27 protein-coding genes are annotated in these 22,571 nt (G+C 32.1%); 15 read left to right on the top strand and 12 right to left on the bottom strand.

The features are described from left to right. Nucleotides 1-2: 2 nt before the first annotated feature. From fabF to KPL50_RS13160, 8 genes are all read right to left on the bottom strand, one after another. A complete protein-coding gene (gene fabF / locus KPL50_RS13125; protein ID WP_216298993.1) occupies nucleotides 3-1,244 on the bottom strand; it encodes a beta-ketoacyl-ACP synthase II in 1,242 nt (413 codons plus the stop codon). A gap of 93 nt (nucleotides 1,245-1,337) precedes the next feature. Beyond that, a complete protein-coding gene (gene fabG / locus KPL50_RS13130; protein ID WP_216298994.1) occupies nucleotides 1,338-2,078 on the bottom strand; it encodes a 3-oxoacyl-[acyl-carrier-protein] reductase in 741 nt (246 codons plus the stop codon). 102 nt (nucleotides 2,079-2,180) lie between these two features. Then, on the bottom strand, nucleotides 2,181-3,116 hold the full coding sequence (gene fabD, locus KPL50_RS13135) for an ACP S-malonyltransferase (protein WP_216298995.1): 936 nt from the start codon (nucleotides 3,114-3,116) through the stop codon (nucleotides 2,181-2,183). A 49-nt stretch (nucleotides 3,117-3,165) separates the two neighbouring features. Further along, on the bottom strand, nucleotides 3,166-4,098 hold the full coding sequence (gene fabK, locus KPL50_RS13140; RefSeq protein WP_216298996.1) for an enoyl-[acyl-carrier-protein] reductase FabK: 933 nt from the start codon (nucleotides 4,096-4,098) through the stop codon (nucleotides 3,166-3,168). 178 nt (nucleotides 4,099-4,276) lie between these two features. Beyond that, nucleotides 4,277-4,507, bottom strand: a complete 231-nt coding sequence (gene acpP / locus KPL50_RS13145; RefSeq protein ID WP_216298997.1) for an acyl carrier protein — start codon at nucleotides 4,505-4,507, stop codon at nucleotides 4,277-4,279. A 20-nt stretch (nucleotides 4,508-4,527) separates the two neighbouring features. Further along, nucleotides 4,528-5,511, bottom strand: coding sequence for a beta-ketoacyl-ACP synthase III (locus KPL50_RS13150; RefSeq protein ID WP_216298998.1), 984 nt, complete (start codon nucleotides 5,509-5,511; stop codon nucleotides 4,528-4,530). Nucleotides 5,512-5,536: 25 nt separating this feature from the next. After that, nucleotides 5,537-5,983 carry a MarR family winged helix-turn-helix transcriptional regulator gene (locus KPL50_RS13155; RefSeq protein ID WP_216299093.1) on the bottom strand — a complete coding sequence of 149 codons (447 nt, stop codon included), beginning with the start codon at nucleotides 5,981-5,983 and terminating at the stop codon, nucleotides 5,537-5,539. 170 nt (nucleotides 5,984-6,153) lie between these two features. Next, nucleotides 6,154-7,227, bottom strand: a complete 1,074-nt coding sequence (locus KPL50_RS13160; RefSeq protein ID WP_216298999.1) for a nitronate monooxygenase family protein — start codon at nucleotides 7,225-7,227, stop codon at nucleotides 6,154-6,156. A 349-nt stretch (nucleotides 7,228-7,576) separates the two neighbouring features. Here KPL50_RS13160 and corA point away from each other — a divergent pair, with 349 nt between their 5' ends. The 4 genes from corA (at nucleotide 7,577) to KPL50_RS13180 (ending at nucleotide 10,382) form a co-directional block, all read left to right on the top strand. Further along, nucleotides 7,577-8,530 carry a magnesium/cobalt transporter CorA gene (corA, locus tag KPL50_RS13165; RefSeq protein WP_216299000.1) on the top strand — a complete coding sequence of 318 codons (954 nt, stop codon included), beginning with the start codon at nucleotides 7,577-7,579 and terminating at the stop codon, nucleotides 8,528-8,530. Nucleotides 8,531-8,781: 251 nt separating this feature from the next. Next, the gene (locus KPL50_RS13170; RefSeq protein WP_216299001.1) at nucleotides 8,782-9,087 is read left to right on the top strand and encodes a zinc ribbon domain-containing protein; all 306 of its coding nucleotides are present in this window, start codon (nucleotides 8,782-8,784) and stop codon (nucleotides 9,085-9,087) included. A gap of 44 nt (nucleotides 9,088-9,131) precedes the next feature. Next, entirely contained in the window at nucleotides 9,132-9,692 is a 561-nt protein-coding gene (locus tag KPL50_RS13175; protein ID WP_216299002.1) for an NUDIX hydrolase, read from the top strand. 195 nt (nucleotides 9,693-9,887) lie between these two features. Continuing rightward, nucleotides 9,888-10,382: a TspO/MBR family protein gene (locus KPL50_RS13180; RefSeq protein WP_216299003.1), complete on the top strand. Its 495-nt coding sequence runs from the start codon at nucleotides 9,888-9,890 to the stop codon at nucleotides 10,380-10,382. A 6-nt stretch (nucleotides 10,383-10,388) separates the two neighbouring features. Here KPL50_RS13180 and KPL50_RS13185 read toward each other — a convergent pair whose 3' ends face one another. Then, entirely contained in the window at nucleotides 10,389-10,835 is a 447-nt protein-coding gene (locus tag KPL50_RS13185) for a staygreen family protein (RefSeq protein ID WP_216299004.1), read from the bottom strand. 840 nt (nucleotides 10,836-11,675) lie between these two features. Here KPL50_RS13185 and KPL50_RS13190 point away from each other — a divergent pair. The 11 genes from KPL50_RS13190 to KPL50_RS13240 all read left to right on the top strand — a co-directional run bounded on the left by KPL50_RS13190 (nucleotide 11,676) and on the right by KPL50_RS13240 (nucleotide 20,185). After that, the gene (locus KPL50_RS13190; RefSeq protein ID WP_216299005.1) at nucleotides 11,676-12,287 is read left to right on the top strand and encodes a bifunctional 2-polyprenyl-6-hydroxyphenol methylase/3-demethylubiquinol 3-O-methyltransferase UbiG; all 612 of its coding nucleotides are present in this window, start codon (nucleotides 11,676-11,678) and stop codon (nucleotides 12,285-12,287) included. Nucleotides 12,288-12,463: 176 nt separating this feature from the next. Then, nucleotides 12,464-12,931 carry a VOC family protein gene (locus tag KPL50_RS13195; RefSeq protein WP_216299006.1) on the top strand — a complete coding sequence of 156 codons (468 nt, stop codon included), beginning with the start codon at nucleotides 12,464-12,466 and terminating at the stop codon, nucleotides 12,929-12,931. A gap of 346 nt (nucleotides 12,932-13,277) precedes the next feature. Continuing rightward, entirely contained in the window at nucleotides 13,278-13,649 is a 372-nt protein-coding gene (locus tag KPL50_RS13200; protein WP_216299007.1) for a helix-turn-helix domain-containing protein, read from the top strand. A 15-nt stretch (nucleotides 13,650-13,664) separates the two neighbouring features. Next, the gene (locus KPL50_RS13205; protein WP_216299008.1) at nucleotides 13,665-14,360 is read left to right on the top strand and encodes a class I SAM-dependent methyltransferase; all 696 of its coding nucleotides are present in this window, start codon (nucleotides 13,665-13,667) and stop codon (nucleotides 14,358-14,360) included. A 32-nt stretch (nucleotides 14,361-14,392) separates the two neighbouring features. Continuing rightward, nucleotides 14,393-15,046, top strand: coding sequence for a CPBP family intramembrane glutamic endopeptidase (locus tag KPL50_RS13210; RefSeq protein WP_216299009.1), 654 nt, complete (start codon nucleotides 14,393-14,395; stop codon nucleotides 15,044-15,046). 89 nt (nucleotides 15,047-15,135) lie between these two features. Beyond that, the gene (locus KPL50_RS13215; protein ID WP_216299010.1) at nucleotides 15,136-15,723 is read left to right on the top strand and encodes a class I SAM-dependent methyltransferase; all 588 of its coding nucleotides are present in this window, start codon (nucleotides 15,136-15,138) and stop codon (nucleotides 15,721-15,723) included. Between the two features lie 158 nt (nucleotides 15,724-15,881). Then, entirely contained in the window at nucleotides 15,882-16,508 is a 627-nt protein-coding gene (locus tag KPL50_RS13220; protein WP_216299011.1) for an HD domain-containing protein, read from the top strand. Nucleotides 16,509-17,008: 500 nt separating this feature from the next. Then, nucleotides 17,009-17,509, top strand: a complete 501-nt coding sequence (locus KPL50_RS13225) for an RNA polymerase sigma factor (RefSeq protein ID WP_216299012.1) — start codon at nucleotides 17,009-17,011, stop codon at nucleotides 17,507-17,509. Next, the gene (locus KPL50_RS13230; protein ID WP_216299097.1) at nucleotides 17,506-18,438 is read left to right on the top strand and encodes a hypothetical protein; all 933 of its coding nucleotides are present in this window, start codon (nucleotides 17,506-17,508) and stop codon (nucleotides 18,436-18,438) included. Before KPL50_RS13225 ends, KPL50_RS13230 begins: the two co-directional genes overlap by 4 nt. A 110-nt stretch (nucleotides 18,439-18,548) precedes the next feature. Then, a complete protein-coding gene (locus KPL50_RS13235) occupies nucleotides 18,549-19,106 on the top strand; it encodes a GNAT family N-acetyltransferase (protein WP_216299013.1) in 558 nt (185 codons plus the stop codon). Between the two features lie 185 nt (nucleotides 19,107-19,291). Further along, nucleotides 19,292-20,185, top strand: coding sequence for an AraC family transcriptional regulator (locus KPL50_RS13240; protein WP_216299014.1), 894 nt, complete (start codon nucleotides 19,292-19,294; stop codon nucleotides 20,183-20,185). 116 nt (nucleotides 20,186-20,301) lie between these two features. On the opposite strand, the gene KPL50_RS13245 is transcribed toward KPL50_RS13240, so the two are convergent. The 3 genes from KPL50_RS13245 to KPL50_RS13255 are packed head-to-tail and all read right to left on the bottom strand — an operon-like array spanning nucleotide 20,302 to nucleotide 22,413. Beyond that, nucleotides 20,302-21,477, bottom strand: coding sequence for a site-2 protease family protein (locus KPL50_RS13245; RefSeq protein WP_216299015.1), 1,176 nt, complete (start codon nucleotides 21,475-21,477; stop codon nucleotides 20,302-20,304). Nucleotides 21,478-21,509: 32 nt separating this feature from the next. Beyond that, nucleotides 21,510-22,205, bottom strand: a complete 696-nt coding sequence (locus tag KPL50_RS13250) for a DUF3169 family protein (RefSeq protein ID WP_216299016.1) — start codon at nucleotides 22,203-22,205, stop codon at nucleotides 21,510-21,512. Further along, the gene (locus tag KPL50_RS13255; protein ID WP_216299017.1) at nucleotides 22,192-22,413 is read right to left on the bottom strand and encodes a helix-turn-helix transcriptional regulator; all 222 of its coding nucleotides are present in this window, start codon (nucleotides 22,411-22,413) and stop codon (nucleotides 22,192-22,194) included. Before KPL50_RS13255 ends, KPL50_RS13250 begins: the two co-directional genes overlap by 14 nt. Between the last annotated feature and the right edge of the window lie 158 nt (nucleotides 22,414-22,571).

Consider the following 22,571-nt stretch of genomic DNA (forward strand, 5'->3'; position numbering starts at 1 on the left):
AATTATTTACCATCCCATTTTTTAAATAATATGGTAGCATTGTGACCACCAAAGCCTAGTGAATTAGACATTGCATATTTAAGCTCTTTTGAGCGCCCAATGTTTGGAACGTAATCTAAGTCACACTCTTCATCTGGAACCTTATATCCTATAGTTGCTGGCACAAAACTTTCTTCTAAGGCTTTTACACATACTATAGCTTCTATAGCTCCTGATGCTCCCAGTAGATGTCCTGTCATAGACTTTGTTGAACTGATAGGTATTTTATATGCGTATTCTCCAAAAGCAGATTTTATAGCTGCTGTTTCAAACTTATCATTATAGGGAGTACTTGTTCCGTGTGCATTGATATAAGATACTTCTTCGGCTTTAACATCGCCATCTTTAAGTGCCATTACCATTGCTCTTGCTGCACCTTCTCCATTGGGCGCCGGTGAAGTTATATGATACGCATCACAAGTCGCTCCATAACCACTCATCTCTACATATATTTTTGCATTTCTTTTTTTAGCATGCTCTAAAGATTCAAGTATAACTATTCCTGCACCCTCTCCCATAACAAAACCGCTTCTCTCTTTGTCAAAAGGAATAGATGCTCTTAGCGGATCTTCACTTTTAGTTAAAGCCGTTAAAGACGCAAAACCTGCTAAAGCCAACGGAGTTATTGATCCTTCTGCTCCTCCAGCTATTATTATGTCCGCTCTTCCATCTTGTATCATATGGAAAGCATCTCCTATGGCATTAGTTCCTGTAGCACAAGCAGTAACTACACTAGTACACTTACCCTTAGCGCCATATTTTATTGCAATGTTTCCAGCTGCCATATTTCCTATTATCATAGGTATTAAAAATGGTGACACTCTACCTGGACCCTTTTCCATAAGCTTTGCATGTTCTTGCTCAATAGTACCAAGTCCACCTATTCCTGAACCAACTATAACTGCTAATCTTTCACTATCTATATCATTTAAGTCAAGTCCTGAATTTTTAATGGCTTCGTCTGCTGCAACCATTGCATACTGACAGTATTTATCCATTTTTCTAGCTTCTCTTTTATCTAAAGCCACTGTTACATCAAAATCCTTAACCTCTGCGCCCAACTTACATTTGAACTGCGAAATATCAAAAGACTTAATTACATCTATTCCACAAGTACCTTTTTTTACATTATCCCAAAAATTAACTACATCATTTCCTATAGGAGTAACTGCTCCCATGCCTGTAATAACAACTCTATTTTTCATAAACTGAACCCTCCTTTAATTTATTACCTAAAAGTGCTTAATCACCTAGAGGTGTTTTATCGCCTAAAGGTGCTGTATTAACTGCTTTTGCTGCTACATTACCATTCCACCATCTACATTTATAACTTGGCCTGTTATGTATGAAGCTTCCTCTGAGGCTAAAAATGCTACTGCATTTGCCACATCGCCAGGCATTCCAAGTCTCTTTAATGGAATATTATTCATTATAGCCTCTTTTGCCTTTGAGGGCATAGACTCAGTCATATCTGTTTGAATATATCCTGGTGCTATTGCATTACAAGTAACTCCTCGACTTGCAAATTCTCTAGCCACAGCCTTAGTCATTCCTATAATACCTGCCTTTGCCGAGGAATAATTTACTTGGCCTGCATTTCCTGTAAGTCCAGACACTGAGGAGATATTTATTATTCTACCACTTCTTTGCTTAAGCATTATAGCTGATACATGCCTTGTGCAATTAAAAGCACCCTTTAGGTTAATATCTATAACGCTATCAAAGTCCTCTTCCTTCATTCTCATTAACAGACCATCTTTTGTTATACCCGCATTATTAACTAAAATATCTAAGCTTCCAAATTCCTCAATACATTTTTTCATCATATGCTCTACATCACTATAACTACTTATGTCACACTGAACTGCTAGTGCTCTAACTCCTAAAGCTTCTATTTCTTTAACTACTTCCTGTACTGCATCTACGCTGTTTCTATAATTAACAACTATATTTGCTCCAAGTTTTGCTAGCTTTAATGCTATAGCTCTTCCAATACCACGGCTAGCACCTGTAACTACTGCTGTTTTTCCTTTTAACATATATCTGTGCTCCTTTGCATCTTTTATAGTAACTTAAATTCTTATAAGCTCCTGCATACTAATCAATATAACTACTTAATCAGTTTTACTGCTTAATCAATTCTAATGTTTAAGTAGTAGTACTGCTTTGTCCAAAGATGCCATGTCTTCTACATTCACTACTGTAAGTTTTCTATCTATCTTCTTAACGAAACCACTTAATACCTTACCCGGTCCAATCTCTACGAAGGTATCAATGCCATCTTTTATCATATTCCTTATAATTGTTTCCCATAAAACAGAACTCATAACTTGAAGTTTTAAATTAACTTTTATATCATCCTTGTTTTTTACATAATCACCAGTAACATTTGTCATCACGGGAATAGTAATTTCTTTAAGGTTTATATTTTGAAGCTCAATTTCTAATTTATCCGCTGCGGGTTTTAGCATAGAGGTATGGAAGGGTGCACTTACGGATAAAAGCATTGCTCTTTTGGCACCTTTTGCTTTTGCTTTTTCACAAGCAAGTTCCACCGCTGCTATTTCCCCGGCAATTACTATTTGTCCTGGGCAATTTAAATTAGCAATTTCTACTATGCCAGAAGTTCTAGCCTCACTACAAGCTTCGTAAACGTAATTAGCTTCTAGCCCTATTATAGCTGCCATTGTTCCTATTCCTACTGGTACTGCCTCCTGCATGTATCTTCCACGCTTTTTAACAAGCTTTATAGCATCTTTGAAATCCATAGCTCCACTGCAAACAAGCGCTGAGTACTCTCCAAGACTAAGTCCTGCAGTTACATCACATTCTATGCCCTGCTCTTTTAATGCCATTAGAACTGCTATGCTAGTAGTTAAAATAGCTGGTTGTGTATTCTCTGTGATACTTAGCTCCTCTTGCGTACCTTCAAAACAAAGTTTACTTAATTCAAAACCAAGTTCCTTATCTGCTATATTAAATATATTTTTGCAAACCTCTATATTATCAAATAATTCCTTGCCCATTCCAATATATTGGGCTCCCTGTCCAGGAAAAATAAAAGCAGTTTTACTCATAATTTCCCTCCTTAAATAATTTATCCATGACAAATAATAATATTTTCTTTTATATAAATTTTCTAATAGCTACTTCTGCCTCTGTAAACATTTCTTGAATAATATCCTTGCAACATTGTTCTTTCTTTATTAGTCCAGCAATTTGACCTGCCATAACAGATCCCATATCTGTATCGCCTTCCTTTGCAGCTCTTGGTAAACATCCTCGGCCTAATTCCTCTAAAGCCTCTACAGAAGCATTTTCCTTCTCAAGCTTTTGAAATTGTCTTGATAGTTTATTTTTTAAAACCCTAATAGGATGCCCTGTAGCTCTCCCTGTAACCACGGAATCTATATCCTTCGCGGCTAATACTTTGTGCTTGTAATTTTCATGTATAGTGCATTCATTTGCTACTAAAAACCTTGTTCCCACTTGAACTCCCTGTACTCCAAGCATAAATGCTGCTGCAACCCCTCGCCCATCACCTATGCCTCCCGCTGCAATTACAGGAATGTTAACTGCATCAACAACTTGAGGAACCAGCGCCATAGTTGTAAGTTCACCAATATGACCTCCAGATTCACAACCTTCTGCAATAACTGCATCCGCTCCAGCTCTCTCCATACGCTTAGCAAGCCCCACAGATGGTACCACGGGGATTACTTTAATTCCGTGTGCCTTCCAAAGTTCCATGTATTTGCCTGGGTTTCCCGCCCCTGTAGTAACTACCTTAACCCCTTCTTCGCATACAAGATGTGCAATTTCTTCTGCATTCTCACTGAGAAGCATTATATTCACACCAAAAGGTTTGTCTGTTAACTGTTTTGCTTTTCTAATTTCATCTCTTATATAATCAACTGGTGCATTGGCTGCCGCTATAATACCTAGACCCCCTGCATTAGATACTGCAGAAGCTAAGCTACTATCCGCAACCCAAGCCATTCCACCTTGTATTATTGGATATTTTACACCTAAATCTTCAAAAAATACAGAATTAAACATTTTACCCCTCCTTGATTCCTTAAATTATATAGTTAGGGTTAGATAATTATAGAAAAAAAGCATATATTACTAAAACTACATTTCACGTAATATATGCTTTTTTTAACGTACTGAAGGAAACTAAATTTTAATATACTTAGTAGTTCAGTTCTCTAATTATCTAACCCAACAATTCCTATTATTTAAGTTTTGCTTCTATATATTTAACAATTCCCTTTACGTCCTTAATGTTTTCGATATCTTCATTTGGTATTTCGATTTCAAAAGCTTCTTCCAATGACATTACAATCTCAAATATTTCAAGAGAATCTACACCTAAATCATCCGCAAAATTTGCCTCCATTGTAACCTCTACCTCATCTATACCTAATTGTTCAACTATTACATTTTTAACTTTTTCAAATACCATTATTAATTCCTCCTAATATTTTATTTGTTTATGGTCCATTCTATTAATGAAGCTCCGTAGGTTAATCCACCGCCAAAGCCTACAAGTATAATTTTATCTCCCGATTTCAATAAATTCTTTTTGTTCATCTCATCTAAAGCTATGGGTATACTTGCTGCTGAAGTATTTCCATACATGTCTAAATTCACATAAAATTTATCTTTGTCAGACTTCAATCTTTTAACAACAAAATCTATTATTCTGGAATTTGCTTGATGGCAAACTACATACTTAATATCACCAAGTGTACAATTGTTTTCTTTTAAAATTTTATCTATGCTACTCTCAATAACTCTTACTGCAAATCTAAAAATCTCTTTACCGTCCATACTTAGTGTTGCTTTAAAATCTTCATTCCCTTTTGTAAAAGTGTTTTTTACATCTACAGTTGGGCAAGTTAAAAATTCACCCTTTTCACCTTCTGAAGTTGAATTTACAGAAATAATCCCTGGCGTGCTACCTGCCTCAATTACTGCTGCTCCTGCACCATCCCCAAAGAGTACACAAGTGTTTCTATCTGTCCAATCAACAATCTTTGATAGTACCTCAGCACCTATTATCAAAGCCCTTTTGCGGTTACCAGTTTTTAAAAATTGAACTGCTATATTAAGGGCAAATATAAATCCCGTACATGCTGCTGATATATCAAAGGCCATAGCATTGACCGCTCCAATATTTCCCTGAACTATACATGCGGTAGCTGGAAGAAATTGATCCGGTGATGTACTTGCAAGAATTATAAGATCTATATCGCAAGCATTAACATTCGCATCCTTTAATGCCTCTAAAGCAGCTTTTGTGGCGAGGTCTGAGGTATTTTCACCTTGTGATATATGTCTCTGCTTAATACCTGTCATAGAAACTATCCACTCATCAGAAGTATCTACAAGTTCTGCCATTTGTTGATTAGTCATTATGTTTAGAGGAGCATAACTTCCTGTACCAATTATCTGTACCTCATTCATTGCTTAATCGCCCCTTTCATTAACTTTATAATTTATATTTTTCTTTGAAGAAATTATTCAATTTTTCTAGGGATTTTATTAGTATCTCTTCTTCATCATTATTAAGACCATCTATAGTTGCATGCACCATTTCAGAGTGAAATTTATCATGTATTCTATAGGCCAGCTTCCCTTTTCTAGTAAGGGCAATCATCACTGACCTTCTATCTTCTTCCCCTCTTTTTCTATCTACATACCCTTTTTTTAGAAGTTTGCTTACAGCTGTAGTAAGAGTACCTAAAGTTATTTTAAGATCTTGGGATACCTCTGTCATAGTTCTATATTGGTACATCCCTATTGCATCGATAGTATGAATTTCTGTTATTGATAGATCATTAAGTACCCCTTCTTTAAGCGCCTTCTGCTCTATTTGCAATATATCACTAAATGTCTCTACTAAAAGTTCATTGACAACGCTAACAGATTTACTCATGTTTATCACCATTTCCCATACCTTGATTTCAAATGCTTTGATAATCAAAGTATATCCGTGTACCAGTTATTTGTCAATATTTTTACCATAAACATAAATGTACTCCTAATTAATTCAAATTTTAATATTTAAAGTGAAATTCAATCATCTCCACCCATGCCGAAAGGGTATTAAAAATCAAGCTCTGCCTCTGACACTAGTTCACTCATAAGTTCTTTAACAGAAACTATTTTATCTACTTTATAGGCATTACTTCCCACAAAAATAAGTCCCTTATCTAAGTTACCTTTTACCGCTTGTATTAAGGCTTCTGTAATACAATAAGGAGTTTGTCTCGGGTCACAATCCTTTATGCATAAATAGCATTTATCCACTTTGCATCCCTTTTCCAAGACGCATTTCATAAATTCATTGTTTATAGCTCTTCCTGGCATGCCTACAGGGCTCTTTACTATCTTTATATCTTCTTCTTTTGAATTAACGTATGCCATTTTAAAAGCTAAACTTGCATCACATTCCTCAGTAGCCACAAATCTAGTAGCCATTTGTACACCTGCTGCACCTAGTTTTATAAACTCCGCAATATCCCTTCCAGTATAGACTCCGCCAGCAGCTATTACAGGTATTTTCTTATTATACTTTTCTTCAAAAGGCTTAATTGCTTCAATAACTTCTTTAACTATGTCCTTTAGGTCTTGAGTTTTCTTTTCTATTAATGATTCCATAGAAAAACCAAGGTGTCCGCCTGCTTCAGGTCCTTCAACAACAATTAAATCTGCGGTACAATTATCTTTCCTATCCCACATTTTTGATATAACTGTAGCTGCCTTTGCTGATGATACTATAGGTGCAAGCTTTGCTTTAAAGCCTTTAGCTATTTTAGGTAAATTAAGTGGAAGTCCTGCACCGGATATTATTAAATCTATACCTTCTTCTAACGCAGTCCTTGCTATTTCCTCATAATTATTCATAGCAACCATAATATTTATTCCTATGATACCCTTAGGACTGAGCTTTCTAGCGCGTCTTATTTCATTTCTTAATGCTTTCTTGTTTGCTTCCTTTGCATTAGTTCCAAAGTCTTCTTCATTATACCCAATTTGAGCAGTAGATATTATCCCTATCCCACCTTCATTTGCAACAGCTGCTGCAAGACCTGAAAGCGATACGCCTACCCCCATACCGCCTTGAATTATAGGAACACTTGCTATTAATTCTCCAATTTTTAAAGGAGGTAACTTCATAATTATCCTCTCCCTTTACTTTGATTTTCAAATAGTTTGATAGTCAAAGTATATATATTTTTATATTATATGTCAAGAAGAAAGTATTTTATAACTATTTTGAATTGTTTTTTAATAATAGAGTTTTATATTCCCATAACTATTAGTATTTACTATGTTTTAAAAATTATTTATTTGAATGTAAAACAGTTTAATGTTTTCGTTGTTATTAGTAATTATTGTATTATAATGAAATTGTTACGATTTAATTATTTTGATTACTTTCTCATAACTAAGAAAATAACGGATTTTTAATATGTACAAAATATTTGTATTAAAAATAAAGTTCCCGCAGAAAGGATGGATTTATTTGGTTCGTGTTATAGCCATTACAAAAGATTTAAAGCTAATTTGTGATTTGCCTTTAGATGATTTATCAAAAGATAACATAATGTGGTATTGGATGGATTTTAATAATCCTAACCAAGAAGAAATATCCTTATTGGATAGTTATTTTCATTTTCATCAGTTGTCCATAGAAGATTGTGTGTTTTCATTTAATAGTCCTAAGCTAGATTATTATGATGATTATAATTTTTTTGTGCTTAATGCTCTAAATCAAAAAACTTTAGATCCAGTAGAGGTCTCTCTTTTTGTAAGCAATAAGTACATCGTGTCTTATCATAGCACTGAATTAAATGAACTAGATGAAGCTTGGCATCGAGTAAAAACAGATGAGAAAAATTGGGATAAAGGGCCTTCTTATATTGCCCATCGAATATTAGATAATATAGTTGATTATTTCTTTCCGGCTATTAATAAAATTGAAGCCAAATTAGATGAAATCGAAAATAACGTTTCAAAAAAACATATCCGAAGCCTTATGAATGAAATTTTTGAGATAAGGAGCGATTTGTTAAATTTAAGAAAAACTATAAACTCTATGCGTGATTTATTATATAGAGTATTAAACTCGCAGCGACTTATAGGCTTTCATGAACACAAATTATATTTTTCTGATATTCACGACCACTTAGTTAAACTATCTGATATGATAACTTCTAATAGAGAACTAACCTCAGATATGCGGGATAATTACTTGTCCATAAATTCATCTAGTATGAATAAACATATGATGGTTTTAACTGTTATATCAAGTATATTTATACCATTAACATTTATAGTAGGAGTTTATGGTATGAATTTTCAAAACATGCCTGAACTTACTTGGAAGTATGGCTATTTTATAATTTTGATAATTATGGCTTTTATTGCAATCGAAATGTTTTTATGGTTTAAACGTAAAGGATGGTTTGATATGTAACTGTTTATTTTTAATTATAGGTGGGTATGTAATTGATACAAGGAAAAAATATAATAATAATAATAATAAGGCAGCTCGAGATTGCTATTATTCTTAAAAAAGAATGGTTACAGATAAAGGAAAATATAAAATTATAAAATTGTTTCTATTTATATGTTCAAGTTACATATTATAGTCTAGAATGTAATTAAAAGTTTAATCTATATTAGAGCAAAATATGCCTACATATTAGAAATGGAGTGTGAAATATAATGAAGATACAGAAATACATAAATTGTCAAAGCTGTGGAATGCCTCTAGATAAAGATAAAAAAATTGCTGGAACCGAAGCTGACGGAAGCTTAAGTGAAATGTATTGCAGTCATTGTTATGAAAATGGTAAATTTACCTCTCCTGATATTACCGTAATTGAAATGAGAGAAATAGTAACTAATAAAATAATAAAAATGAAGCTTCCTAAATTTGTGGCAAAATTCCTAACAAGAAATACTTATAAACTAAAAAGGTGGAAAACTATAAAACCAACTAAGCTAGCCACAAAAAATCCTAAAAAATAAAAATCATAGTCACAATAATGCTTTAGAGAGAAGATGAGAAGACTTTGAATTGGATTAATTCAATAAATGATTATATCCCTTATAATGAACAAGAAAAAAAAGATAAAGAGTTAATTGAGTATTGTATAAATAAATTTTATGATATCTTAACTAGGGACAACGGCGTGGCTCATATAACAAGTTCCGGCTTTGTAGTAAATAAAACAAAAGATAAAGTGTTAATGGTACACCACAATATATATAATTCATGGTCATGGACAGGTGGTCATGCAGACGGAGATGAAGATCTACTGGCTGTTGCAATTAAAGAAGCAAGAGAAGAAACTGGAGTACAAAATGTTTACCCAGTTTTTCCGCATATATTCTCATTGGACATATTACCTGTGCTTGGTCATATAAAAAGAGGAAACTACGTATCCGCACATTTACATTTGTCAGTTGCTTATTTAGTTGAAGCTGATGAAGAAGAACTTCTTGTGGTAAAAGAGGATGAAAATAGTGCTGTGAAATGGATTGCAATAGATGAGGTCAATTTATATAGCAATGAACCTCATATGCAGAAGGTTTATGAAAAATTAATATGTAAAATTAAAGTGTTGCTTTAAATTATATGAAAATATAACTTAAAGCAACACTTTTCATATATCTAGCTTTCAAGCTAAAAAGAGCGACAACCTTAACCCAACATTCTTATTGGTATAAAATAACTTCTAAATAAATATATTATAAAATATATAGTTAAAATATTTTATTTTAACTAGGAGCTCTATTATAAACAATAATAGAAAGGAAGATAGGATATGTTTAGTATTTTTAAGGCAAAAGGTGAAAAAAGCGTTATTGCTCTTATTATTAGCGTTTTACTAGCAGAAGGCATAGGTCTTTTAAGTGGATTTTTGAGTATGACCTCATCTAGTGATTACGAAAAATTCAACAAACCTCCCTTTTCACCCCCTGGATGGATTTTTCCTGTAGTATGGACCATTCTATTCTTTTTAATGGCTGTAGCTGCTTATAGAATTTGGATGAAAGGTAAATCAGGAGAGGAAACACGAAAAGCATTGATTTTATATGGTACTCAGTTATTTTTCAACTTTCTTTGGTCCATTATATTTTTCAGATTTAGACTCTATGCAATAGCCTTTTTAGAATTACTACTATTGTTAGTATTCATTCTTTTAACTACTTTTGAGTTTCATAGGATAGATAAACCTTCCGCTTATCTTATGATCCCTTATATAGCTTGGGTATCTTTTGCTGGGGTTTTAAATTATGTTATATGGATGCTAAATTAAAGATTTTTACTTATAATCTGACAGAGTACCCCATGGTTCTAGACGATTAAACATAGGATAAACAGAATTAAATTTCACATAAATAGGTGCTTTGTATAAAAAAACATTATTTTTTAAAAGCTCCCTATCTCCATAAACAATTGCCTCTATTGCTAAAGGGAGCTCTTTTACAAATATATCATTACGTATAGCTGACATTACTGGGTTCTTTTCTTTATCTGCCATAATATTAACCATTAGGGCGTAATCATCATTAACCATACTCCATTCTGCTAGTACTTCATCCCTCATATTGGTGATTTTATTATAATCATATTTTGCTGAAATTGTTAAAAATAGTTCTCCCGTAATATCTGAATGAGTAAGGGTATATTTTCTAGGAATAATCAGTTTTGTTTCACTTGTCCCAGCGCCAAAATTAACTTGTAGCTTTTCTGGATTTAATTTTTTCAAAGTTTTACCTCCACAATATAAATACACTATGTATATTATGAAGTTAAGTGTCGTTATGTTCTTCAATTTACCATATTATCATCCGCCATGAAATCTATATCAACATTCTTCTCCCTCAGATTACTAATATAAATCACTGCACACCTAAAAGTCTTTCTATCCTTTGGATTTTCTTGTCTCACTTAAAAATTCGAACCCCCTAATTACTATTGTACGGCTTAAATCATTAAGCATTACCTCTGGAATAAATACCCTAAAAAATACTAGCATTGCTTTTGTATTACATCTTCAGCAAACATATATGCCCTTGTTCTCAGTATTTACAGTAAAATTGTAAAATTATGTAGCCATCTCTTATAATAATGCATTTTTGTTTTTTTGTAATATTTACATATATATGGTGTCTACTGTAGATATTTTAAGGGTTTATGTGGATTACAAGAGGTGGTAATAAATTGAAATATTCTGTTATTAATCACTAAACCAGCATGTTATTTGTAAGTTTTGTTGATAATAACAATTAATGTAAGTATAATGAAATATATGTGGTTTAAGTATTGTGACTTGAAAGATGACAAGCTAAAATTTTATGCACCGGTGAGGAAATAATCTCAAAATGTGTGTGATAATCTCAGCTAGAGTTGTATTGCACGACACCAACGTCGGAAATTAGCTATATTTTATGAATAGTCAGGGTTGTATAACATCTGGAACTCGAGACGTTATACGTAATTTATAATAAAAAAGTGATTGCTCATAGGTTATTTGGATTAACTTAATTGAGCCATAGTTGTTAGATATTATGTAATAAAGAAAGATGAATAATATGGAGGCTATATGATGACAAGTGAAACAAAAGAAATTTTAAAACAGTCATATAATAATCACGCTCATGAAAGAGAAAAAAAACAATTGCAAGAATGGAAGGTAAAGCCAAGAGCTTCATTTCAGAAACTTTTATTTAATGAAGGTAAGTCTAATCTTTTAGATATTGGGGCAGGATCTGGAAAAGATAGCAAGTTTTTTATGAATAACAATGTCGATGTAATAGCTGTTGATCTATCAGGTGAAATGATTAAATTATGTCGAGAAAAAGGGATTGAATCTTATGAATTAGATTTTTATAATCTTCATCAAATTGGTAAAAAAGTTGATGCTGTATGGTCAATGAACTCACTATTGCATGTTGAAAAATCAAATCTACGTTTAGTGTTACAAGAAATTAGTAGTGTACTAAATCCTTTAGGATTATTTTATATGGGAGTATATGGTGGTGAGGATTCAGAAGGCATATGGCCGGATGATATATATACTCCACATCGATTTTTCTCGTCTTATACTGATATAAGCATAAAGGAAGTTGTTTCAAATTACTTTGAGTTAATTAGTTTTGAAAGAATTGAAACAGGAGGAAAACGTCATTTTCAATCTATAATTATGAGAAAAAAATGATATTAAAAAATATAAATTGTAGTTATTGTTGTTTTGTTATTCACAAAATTTAGAGTATATTTTTTTCGCAACATTCTTAAATAGTGCATCAATCTTACTTCTATGATAGATGAATAATTGTAGAAAACAGCGAAGTAATGATTATTTATATAATCTCTATGAGGAGGATAAAAAAGATGAAATATACAAGTACATTGATTGTGGTGAAAGATATGGAAAGAGCCAAACAATTTTATCATGATGTATTAGGCTTAGATGTTATTGCCGACTTCGGAGCAAATGTGACTTTGACAGGTAGTATTGGATTACAGACTGTTGAGACTTGGAATGACTTTATCCATAAACAGGATAGTGAAATTGTTTTCTGTAACAATGCGAGTGAACTGTATTTTGAAGAAGAGGATATGGATGCTTTTGTAGAAAAGCTGAACGATATAAAAAATATTGACTATTTACATCCACTAATTGAACATTCATGGGGGCAGAGAGTGGTGCGGTTCTATGATTTGGATAAGCACATCATTGAAGTTGGCGAAAATATGGTTATGGTTGTTAAACAATTTTTGAATAGTGGTCTTTCTATTGAAGAAACTGCTGTCCGTATGGATGTACCCGTTGATTATGTGAAATCCTGTTTAGCGTAGGAAATGTGCATTATGTGTAATTGAGTTAATTCACTTTCTTCTTTTATAGTGAGGTAAATAATGAATAGATTAGTGGAAACCGCACGTATCATAGAGAGTACAAGAACTGAAACTCCACATAACAAAACGTTGCCGTTCTCCTTGGCTGGAGACTCCTTTGAGGGGGGACAAGCTATACATGCAAGTGTATATTTCAACCTATGAAAATCAAAAAAATAGCGCTCAAAAACGTCGGCAACAAGAGACGTTGAAATGATATATTAATATAAGTTTTAATTCCACATTAAGTTTTTTTATTAGTGCACATTTGTAAGATATGACAAACAAACATTATGGGGGGTGTATTATGTTAAAAGAAAAGATGTTACCTATTTCTATATTTTGTTTAGCAATTTCAATTATTATTAGTGCGTCTATAGTCACAAAAGGAATGAAAAATAATGGCGAATATGTTAGAAATGGTTTAGGAGATATTGGTTCTGGATTAAATAATATAAGCAGCAATTTAAATCCATACAAGAACAATCAAGGAATTCCGAAAGATAATTATAGTTTAGATGAGGCATCTATATATTTAAGAATTTCAGAAAACAAATTAATAGAACTTGTTAGTGATAAGGGGTCTGGAATACCCTATTTAAAAATAGGTAGTGATTATATATTTAATAGAAATGCATTAGATAAACGGCTTGAGACAGCTAAAATAGAAATGAAATAATAAGAGGTGTTAAGAATGACTATTAAAGGTATTTCTCCTTGGGAGTTATTGCAAAAGAAAATGACATGGGAACAGCTAAAATTCATACATAATAAAAGAGTTCTGGATTTTGGAAGTGGAAATGGCATGACAGCAGGCCATTTTGCTATAGACAATGAGGTTATAGCAATTGAGCCAGATGAAAAGATGCTCCAGAATAGATTTACAGAAAATGATTATATACAAATAAAAGGAGACGTGAGGGAACTTAAGAATTTTCAAGATGAATCATTCGATGTGATATTGTGTCACAATGTTTTTGAGTATGCAGATAAACGAGAAGAAATTATTAGAGAATTTTCAAGGATATTAAAGACCAATGGATATCTTTCTATTTTAAAACATAATAAGGCCGGAAGAGTTATGCAGATGGTAGTGTTATTGAATAATTTTGAACATGCCAATGAATTATTAGAAGGCGAGAATGGACATGCACGGCAGTTTGGCGCTATTAATTACTATGAAGATACAAACATATTAGAATGGTCAGATAAATTTAAAATAGAAAGAATCCTGGGTATGAGAGCATTTTGGGATTTACAGCAAAACCAGGAAATCCAAAAGAATAACACATGGCAAGAACGGATGTTGGAAATTGAATTGAAGGTAAGTGAGTTGGAAGAGTATAAAGCCATAGCATCCTTTCATCATGTTATTTTACGAAAAAAATAACATGATCAATCATCGGAGGGAGATGAGTAATTATGTTAAGTCTAATTATATTTACTATATTCATTCTACTTAATAAAGAATACTTTAAGATACCGCTAAATATAATTGGATTTAAAAAAAGACTTTTATTGGATAGTATTATTTGTTTTATATTATTTGAAACATTGCTATTATTAAGTTTTTATGCATTATCTGTCTTTACAAAAGGTGCAATAAAAATAGAGTTTTCAATATTTAAAATGGATTATCTTAAAGACTTTATTTATTACTGGCTTATGGTCTCTTTCGTAGAAGAAATCTGTTTTCGGGGCATTTTGTATAATCATTTTATCAATATATGGAGTGAAGAAAGCTGGATAAAAGCGGCTCTCATTTCATCAGCTATATTTGGCTTCGTGCATATTTTTGTAGGTAGTCCATTTTTAAATGCATGTATTATAGGATTCATATTCTGTATTATATACAAAAAATGCAAGAATATCTTCTTTCTTATTATTTTACATGCTTACAATCATGGTATGACAGGATTTAAACTTATATATGATACAACAAGTGAAGTTCCCACTCCTGTTAAAGTTGGTATATACATTATAGTACTGTTATTTATTACTTGCACCATTATTTGCACATATGTATTAGAAAATAAATATAAAAAACGCCAAAATATATTATGGAATAAAACTTAATGAATTTATTAGCAATAACAAGTTAAAAAGTAAGATACAGTGAATGAAAAGGTGAGGTATGTATTATTGATATCAGGAGGTAAATATAAGTGAAAATTGTAGATCAATTAGTTGAACAGTGCAAAAATCCAAAGGGCTTAGTAGGCATTACGATGATAAGAATTATGAATAATATGGATGCAGGCCTAAACAAATGGGCTTTGAGGCAAATAAACTGTACCGATAACAAAATATTAGACATTGGATGTGGTGGAGGGAAAACAGTGTATATGTTATCAAAAATGTATCCTAAAACTAATATATTTGGTATTGATTATTCAGAAGCAGCTGTTAAAACTACGATTAAAAAAAATAAGCAAAAGGTTAAAGTAGGTAGTATTAAAATAAGCCAAGCGAGTGTTTCGTCTATGCCTTTCAGTGATGATTTTTTTAATTGCATTACAGCTATTAGGACTCATTATTTTTGGCCAAACGTAAAACAAGATATACAAGAGGTATTTAGAGTATTGAGTAAGGGTGGAAAATTCCTGATACTTTCAGAACTATATAAAATTAATTATCATATGAAAGAGTATAATACAAATAATTCACTTCAACAATTGCTAAAGGATATAGGATTTAAAACAGTTGAAATCCAAGAGAAAAATCAATGTATTTGTGTTATAGCTGAAAAGTAAGTATGTACTTTGATTTGTAAATTTCAAATTAAAGGTATCATAATGGTTGATTTATAATTAATGTCTTGTGCACTAAAAAGGGTTTTGGATAGTGAAAATTTAGGGTGTAGTGCCTAAGGACTTCATCTAATAAATGTAATTAAAGGGGGTACACAATTATGATAAATCATTTGGGACAAGGTATGCCAACTATAGAAGAGGCAAAATTACTATTACTAGAAGGACAAAAGTTAAATCCTGGTCCTTGGATTGAACATTCAATTAATGCAGGAAGGGCAGCAGAGTTGATAGCAAAGAATTGTAAAGGTTTAAACCCAGATGTTGCATTAGTATTAGGAATGCTACATGACATTGGTGTAAGATTTGGGGTTTCATATATGAAGCATATTTTGCATGGTTATAATTTTGCTATGGAAAAGGGCTATTATAAGCTAGCAAAAGTTTGTTTAACTCATTCATTTGATTGCCAAGATATAAGAACTTGTTTTGGAAGATGGGATTACTGTAGTGATGAAGAATATATCTTTATTAAAAATTACATTGAGTCTGCAGAATACGATGATTATGATAGATTGATACAATTATGTGATGCACTAGCATTGCCAAGCGGATTTTGCTTAATGGAAAAGAGAATGGTTGATGTAGCATTAAGGCATGGGATACATGATCAAATTATTAATAAATGGAAAGCAACTTTCAAAAACAAACAATATTTTGAAGAGAGGATGGGAAAATCAATATATAGTGTATTACCAGATGTTATAAAAAACACCTTTGATTTATAAAGGTGTTTTCTATTAAGTAAAGAAAGTATAAGATAACATGTGATATTCACAGAACGTGCATATGTACATAACTTAAAAGGAGATTTCTCACTTCAAAAAAGGTCGCAAACGAAAGATTTTTTGCCAGGTTGATGGGACATACATATGTGACATGTTATTGCTGGAGAAAAAAGTGAAGCAGCTATTATTAGAGAAATGCATGAAGAATTCGCTTTCACCAAGCCACGTCTGGCTAGGTTCAAGGACGTCTTCATTTTAAAACGTAATTTGAAATTTCAGGTCTATGAATGTTTATGTTTACACATTTAGTTATTTTCGTTATTAGTATATAACGAATAAGTTGCAATTGTATAAACTTGTGAAATTTGTTCATTCCACTGACTAAGCGTGTCTGATTCATCAATCGGAACACGCTTTTAAATTTTTAGATTATTTATTAAAAATATATGTGACTATTTCCATTTCCTATTCGTGTTATGTATGAAAGGTGGTTTTATCTTATGCAAACTTCATTGCAAAAGTCCAGTGATAATTTCGGTGATAATTTTTCGGAAAAGTACAGTTTATATAGTGATATGCTGTTTAGAATTTGCATGGTCTATCTTGGCAATAAAGAAGATGTAGAAGAAGCTATGCAGGAGGCATTCATGAGGCTTGTATATAAGCATCCGCAGTTTATTAATGAAGAACATGAAAAAGCATGGATCATTAGAGTAACCACCAACATATGTAAAGATATGCTCCGTAGCGTGTGGCATAAGCGAGTTGTTAAGATGGAGCATATTGAAAATTACTATGACACTCCATCTGACATTCATATTATGGAAGAAATCTTGAAGTTGTCATCTAAGTATAAGGCTGTCATATATCTGTACTATTTTGAAGATTATACTGTGAAGGACATATCAGAGACACTTAAGATTACAGAATCGGCTGTAAAAATGCGCTTGAAACGGGGTCGGGACATGCTAAAAATCGAATTGGAAGGAGAATATGAATGAATAAAGCTGATATTAAGAATGTTATCGAAAAGCTCGTACCAGATAAGGAAATGGAGCAAAGACTGTCGGAAAAAATATCACACAAACAATATAATAAGTTTTCTTTGAAGATCACGGCTTCAATTGCAGCAGGTCTTATCATAGTTTTTTCACTTGGAATAATAGGTCATAATCTCACAGAGGAAAAAAACACTACTCCAACTAGTACCATAAGTTCAAAGTACAGTATCAATATACCAAAAATAGAATTACCGAAAAACACAAATGCAAATGCTAACATGATAGGCCTTATTGTATATCAAGGCAGAATATATACCCAAACTGATACAAGGATAAATCCCGAGAGTGCGGAAAAATTGCTTGGTGAAAAACTCGGTACTACAAAAGGAAATATAGATGAGTGGAGCAAGCAGAAGGATTATGCAGTTGATTTTGCATCAAGTATAGGAAAAGCGGATGTATACTCCGTTAAGGGTTACGATAAAAGCTTTAGAATAATGACATATGATAAACGAGAAGGAACCATATATCCGGAGTTTTTTGAATGTTTCAATGGAATTACGATAAGAACAGGTGATGATGTTTTTGGCAAATTAAAAATAGAAGATAATATAAAGTTGGCAAAACAAGAAAAGTTCGAAAGCTGGAACTATAATAAGCAAGAATATAAAGAACTGAAGGATCTTCAGTCGTTAAACAACTTTGTAAGTGAATTTAAAAATACAATTCCATATACACAAGAGAGCCTATCCTATCTTTTTAATGACCAAGGAGATACAAACCAAAAGATTGTATATATAATTTTAAATGATGGCAGCGAAGTGCAGCTACGACTTTTTAAGGGTGGATATTTATATTATAACAATTCTCATATTTTCTTCAAAATGGAGAATAAAGTTTTCGATGAACTTTGGAATGAACTAGAATAGTTAATGAAATGCTTGATGCATTAATATTCATAATTCTTGAGAACGAATATAACAAATTAATTCAAAACAAACATAAAATGAGCACTTAATTTAAATTAAAAGGAGAAATTATGTTAATTCATAAAGGAACCCAAATAATAAATACAAACAGACTTTTACTGCGAAAATATCAACCTGATGACGCAGCTGATATGTTTAAAAATTGGGCAAATGATTGTGAGGTTACAAAGTTTTTATCTTGGAAGCCGCATAATAATGTGCAAGATACTAAAGAAATTATAGATCAAGTGGTCGAAAGGTATGAGAATAATACCTTTTATTGGGCTATTAAATTCAAAGAGATTGATGAAGTTATTGGTGATATTTCTATAGTCAGGTTCGATGAAACGTGCTGTTCTTGTGAAATAGGCTATTGTATGTCACGAAAATATTGGGGCATGGGAATAATGAGTGAAGCTTTAAAGGCAGTAATTGACTATTTGTTTTCTGAAATTGGATTTAATCGAATAGCAGCAATGCATGACACAAATAATATTGCTTCTGGAAAGGTAATGATTAAAAGTGGAATGAAGCTCGAAGGAACCTTAAGACAAGCTAAACTGCGTGATAATAAATATTTTTACGATTTGGCTTTATATTCAATATTAAAAGATGAGTGGATAAAGTAATTAGCTAAAAATCATGTTTTATAAAGAGCTCTGCCCGCTATAAAAATATTTGGGTATATGTGAATTTTTTTTAATTAACAATGTGATTTATATTCTGTATCCACCTACCCTACATATTTGTACCTAAAATGCAGGGCAATTTAACATTACCTTTGTTACAATTAAATAAGAAAGGAGGATGCAAGATGGATTGGATTAATAGAATGACAGCAACAGTGGATTATATTGAAAATCACTTAACTTATGACATTATGTATGATGAAGTAGCAAAAATTGCTTGCTGCTCAATGCATCAATTCGGACGTGTTTTTTCCTACATTGTAGGCATATCTCTATCTGAGTATGTTCGTCGTAGGAGATTAACCCTTTCAGCATTAGATTTACAAAACAGCACTGAAAAAGTAATTGATGTTGCTATGAAGTATGGATATAATTCACCTGATGCATTTACTCGTGCTTTTTTAGGAATGCATGGTGTAACGCCTAAAGTAGCGCGCACTTTGGGAGTAAAGCTTAAAGCCTATCCACGCATCACTTTTCATATTTCAATTAAAGGAGATGTAGAGATGGAATATCGTATTGAAGAAAAACAGGCCATAAATATAGTTGGAATGGTTAAGCATATCAAGAGGCAATCAGCAAATACTATGGAAAATGAATGGAAAGAGGCTTCAGGGGAGGTTTGGAGTACATGGAAGGAGTTTTTAGAGGGCGGCACCGATGAGAAAATCGGAGCTGTTTACAATCTTTATCGCGCACCGATGTGGCAAATGGGTTTCACAAAAACGCTGGAGAATGGGGAAACTTTACTTGCAATCGGTGCACAGGAAGATACAAATGTTTTAACCGATTTGCAGCCCTATACTATTCCAGCGAATAAATGGGCAGTATTCACTGTAACAGGTAGCTTTAGCGGTAAGGATCACCCAATTGATGCAATGTGGGCAAGAATAACAACTGAGTGGTTCCCAATATGTGGTTATAAACGGGCAGCTGATTATGAAATTGAGGTTTACCCGCCGGGAGACACAAGTTCTGATGATTATACTTGTGAAATATGGATTCCTATTACTAAATAATATTTTCTTTAACGACATTTCAGAAGGAAAGTCTCCTTTGAAGTCGTTAATATTGCAGCATCGCAGATGATGATTTAATTCTTTTATTATACAGGAAACTTGCATTTTTCATGTTTTTAGGAATAATTCAAGTTTCCCTTAATCCACTCTACAATCATTATCTCCATATCAGCCTCACCCTTTACAGGATACTTTTTAGCTAACTGCTTTGTATCTTCATAATATTCTAAAGCCTTATTCTTATCTTCATTATAAAAACCTTCATAAGCCATAAGAAGTCTTTTCTTACCAATCATAAATTTTGCTGCCTTTATATATTTTTTAAGATTCTTATCATACAAATCATCAATAAAAGTTTTATCACAAATGCTAGCAAGCTCTAAAAACATTCGCTCACAATTAATTTCATTTCTAAATAAAGCAACCAATTTATCAAGATAAGGTATAAAGGAATCAATACATTGTTTTGCGCTGTCAAAATCCATATTATCAAGATGCCAGTTATATTCTATTAACCTAACAGCCGTATTCAGTGGATTACAAAGGTCTGAGTTCTCTTTCAGCTTGAACATTTCAAGGGGCATGTCCTTAATTCTTGTACCTAGACTTTGCATTCCATTAACCCTAAGCTGAACATAAAAAGAGCTTCTAGCTTCTTGGTCCTTTAGCATTGATAATACATTATATGCATCATTAGGAATTCCTGAAAACTTCATTGGAATTCCATTAGTTAATGCAGCGACTATGCCCCCTGCAGAAACTAGAATTAATATGGCGTCTATTGGAAATGTAATTCCTTCTACAAAAATCACAACTAATATTCCTGCTATAGCTACTATTAAATTCATTATAACTCCGCCAAAATTATATATAACAAAGGGATATTTGCCATCCTTTAAATCTGGTGGCATCATCAGACACTGACCCCCTGTGCCTGGTATGTTAAATTTTTTGCGTTTTAACTTTTTATCTTCTTTTATTAAAGTAAAGGAACCGATTCTAAAGGATACAAAAGAATATCCTGTCATAAGTCCAAAAACAAGGTGACCTGCTTCATGGATAACTATGTGTATTAGAAATCCTACAATGAATATAAGAATTAGTCCATAAACTTTAAGTAGTTCCACAAATAGATTATTGCTCTTAACATGTACATTCATAAAATCCTTTAAATAGGTATTTGAAATACTACCCATGAAAAAACCAACGGCTGCGCAAATCACAAAAAACATAATTGGAGCAAAAAAATTATTTTTCTTATTAGGTTTTATATTTTTTTTCTTTTCAATCATTAGAAGCCCTCCTGTTATTTTTAAAAAAATTATTACTCTTCATATTTCTTTTCTTCAATCATATAAATTGATATTTGAATTATCCATAGTAGACCTACTACTATAGGTAATATCATTGGTACATAAATAAAAGTAGATAAAACAATGCATATAATAATTATTGCGGCATATACAAATTGCATTTTTTTAAAGGTTGTATAACTACAATTAAATGTAACCCATTTTTGGCCTTCGTCTAATTTTTGAAAAAACTTTTCTTCGGCTTTATTTTCAAAGATATTCAATTTTCTATTTGGATATAAATAATTATAATATTTTATGGTGATTGATTGTAATAAAAGCCCTACAAATATGGCCATTGTTGGGAAGAGTACTAAATATGATAATTTTCTATCAAAATTCTTATTAATTACAATAGCCTCCCAAGTTAATCCTAATACTACTTGCACTGTACTGTAGTTTATGGCTTTTGCTATTTTTCTTTCAATGCTTTTGGGGATATCATCTAAATTTATTTTTTTATAGTTTGTCCTTATGTAAATCAAATTTACAATCAAAAAAATAGTTAAAATGCAAGTTATCCCTAAGAATATTTTGAAAATATAATCGTTTATATTTCCAGTAAAAGTGAAATTAAATTCTGATAATTCCTTTGAAAAAAAACCCATAAATGCACCCAATATACCTGATACCATCGTTACTAATATAAGTCCCTTATATTTCTTCATTGTGTTCTCCTCCTTCTAAATAAAATAGTTCATCCGTGGTAACTTTTAATACTTTTGCTATTTTTAAAGCTAATAAAATAGATGGGGAATAATCTCCTCTTTCTATAAGACTTATGGTCTGCCTGGATGCATCAACTAATTTACCAAGATCACCTTGGCTAAGATTGTATCTAGCACGTAATTCCTTCACTCTATTTCTAAGTTCCACAATAATTACCTCCTGTCTATAATTCTAGTGTAAATTATGATTATCATTTTGTCAATAAAAGTTGTCATTTTTATAATAATGTATGTCATTTAAAATGATATTATTGTCATAAATTGTCATAAAATAAATATAAGGTATAGACGTTTATTGTCTATACC

The sequence above is a fragment of the Clostridium sp. CF012 genome (assembly GCF_018861755.1).
In the GTDB taxonomy this organism is placed as follows: Bacteria; Bacillota; Clostridia; order Clostridiales; family Clostridiaceae; genus Clostridium_AD.